The 2,459-nt window shown below is 31.6% G+C and carries 1 protein-coding gene; it reads right to left on the reverse strand.

Translation table 11 applies throughout. The features are described from left to right. Nucleotides 1–205 precede the first annotated feature (205 nt). Nucleotides 206–2,044 (reverse strand): acyltransferase family protein, encoded by a 1,839-nt coding sequence (locus CD126_RS11015; RefSeq protein ID WP_103370503.1) that lies wholly within the window; start codon nucleotides 2,042–2,044, stop codon nucleotides 206–208. Nucleotides 2,045–2,459: the final 415 nt, after the last annotated feature.

Here is a 2,459-nt window from a genome sequence, read left to right on the forward strand (position 1 = left end):
ATTTCATACTTTCGCCTCGCATGTCTTATAAGAAAATTAAAGAATAGATTTATTTTAGCATACTTTGAAGTAGAGGAGTAGAGACCTAAGAGGAAAATTTTTTACGTAGAATTAATAATCAGGAGAGAAATGGAATAAACTGAAGTAATAAAAAAAGAGCAGGACTAAAAACCTTTATAGATTAAAGTCCTGCTCTTATACTCATTTATTTATTATGTTCATCAACTAATCGACGTGTGATAAGGTCTGTCAATGCTTTACTTCCCTCGTATTCTAAATGAATACCATCGTAAGCGAAATAGTCTTTATGGCCTTCTGATTCTTTATACCAATCAATCACATGAACATTTTTATGTTTTTTCTCAGCTTTATGCATTTCTTTATTCACATGATCTTGGTAATCTCTTGCTACTCTGACAGTGACGAGATAAATATTCGCGTCATTAAAGTTTTTAATTAATTCTTCTAATTGATCTTTAGTAAAGTCACCATTCGTACCGAGTTCAAGCACTACATCTTTATCTTTGTTAGTGTAATCTTGATATTTATCTGTCGCTAAAGCATTGGCTTCAGTTAATTGGCGCCCTACCTTACCATCAATTGTCGCATTAGGCACTTTATCTTGGAAGACTTTTCCGATATCCACCATGACTGAGTCACCTACGAGTAACGGTTCTAAATCCTTAGGTTCAGTCTTATCTTGCCCATCCTCTGAACCTTTCTGATTATCTTTGTCTTGATTGTCATCTTTTTTATCGTCTGAAGCTTTTTTATCAGAATCAGAAGATTTTTTAGGCGAATTAAATGACGTTTGTTTCTTCTCTTCATGAGATTTAGCCCAACTATCAAAGTTACCGTTGTACAGTAAAATAGTTGGAATAATTAAAATCACTAATAAGCTTAATCTACCAAATTTCTTGAATTTAGCCGGCATAAATGAAAATGCCTTAAAGCCTTTTTTACGAATAGGTCGTTCAATGTAGTGATATGATAGCTCAGTTAACGCTAACATGAGTACAATATCAATAATATAAGCATAAAATGGAAGTTGACCTGCTACGAAATGTTTATGTACAAATACGATGACAGGATAATGCCATAAATATAAACTGTAAGACCTTTTACCTAAATATACGAAAAACGGGTTGCCCATTAATTTAGCAAACATACCACTTGGATGTACGGAACTTGCGATAACGAATAAAGTCATAAATGAAATCGCATAAAAACCACCATTATACAGCCATTTATCTTCAGAATTAAGGACAATAAGTAAGCAAACTAATACGAGTCCCCCTACAATTCCAATCGTATCAATTAACAGTTTCAATTTAACCGAAATCTTCTTCTTTAGACTAAAAGGTGGCCACATAAACGCTAATAGCGCACCTAATAATAGGGTCTGAAGACGTGTATCTGTACCAAAATAAACTCTTGACGTATCATGTCCTGATAAATTTAGGAAAATCATCAGTTCGAGCGATACTAACGACACGAAAAATAAGATAATAAACGTGATCTTCTTATTTGTAAATTTCAAAAGTAAAAATAAGAAGATAGGATAAATCAAATAGAATTGTTCTTCAATCGCTAGTGACCATAAATGCTTTAATGGTGCAATTTGGAATTGATCAAAGTAATCTACGTTTTGGAAGATATACCACCAATTCGATACGTAGAAGAACGCTGCAATGATATCTTTCTTTATATCAAAAATAATCTTTGGTTCAAAAATGACGGTATATAATAAGACAATTCCTAGTAAAAATAACAAGGCGGGGATGAGTCTTTTTATACGTCGCTTCCAGAATTCGAATAAATCAATCGTGCCATCTCTGTAAAATTCGGCTACTAACAACGCTGTAATGAGATAACCGGATATAACGAAGAAAGTATCCACTCCGAGAAAACCACCAGGTAACCATTGCGCATTTAAATGAAATATAATGATAGCGATTACAGCAACAGCTCTAAAGCCATCTAATCCTGGCATGTACCTCGGTTTTAAGTACTTATTCACTCTCTTAAAATCATTATCATTCATTAATATTCCACCCCTATTATGTATCTGACATCAAGTATCATTCTGTCTATAAGTACTTTAAATTGATTTTTAGCTCTTTCTAGTAGATCTAATTTTATTAAATTTTTTAAATGGTTACGTTTTTTCTCCGAGGTGCCAATTGCACTTAACAATATTCATTTTCACTGTAAAACATAGTTTTTCAATTCATTTCGTAAGTAATATAGTAAATTATACAACGGAATAATTACTCTAAAAAATTAATTTTACCTAATAGATATCCCTCGCTTTCCCAAATATTGTAGTTAATTTCAATAAAATAAGTTTTTAGCAAACAGATTTAATAACAATCACCTTATATATACTATTACATTCACATACATAATTCAATATAATATTAGAATATGTCTAGTAATTTGAAATATCTATTTAATTT

The organism is Staphylococcus pettenkoferi, assembly GCF_002902685.1.
In the GTDB taxonomy this organism is placed as follows: Bacteria; Bacillota; Bacilli; order Staphylococcales; family Staphylococcaceae; genus Staphylococcus; species Staphylococcus pettenkoferi.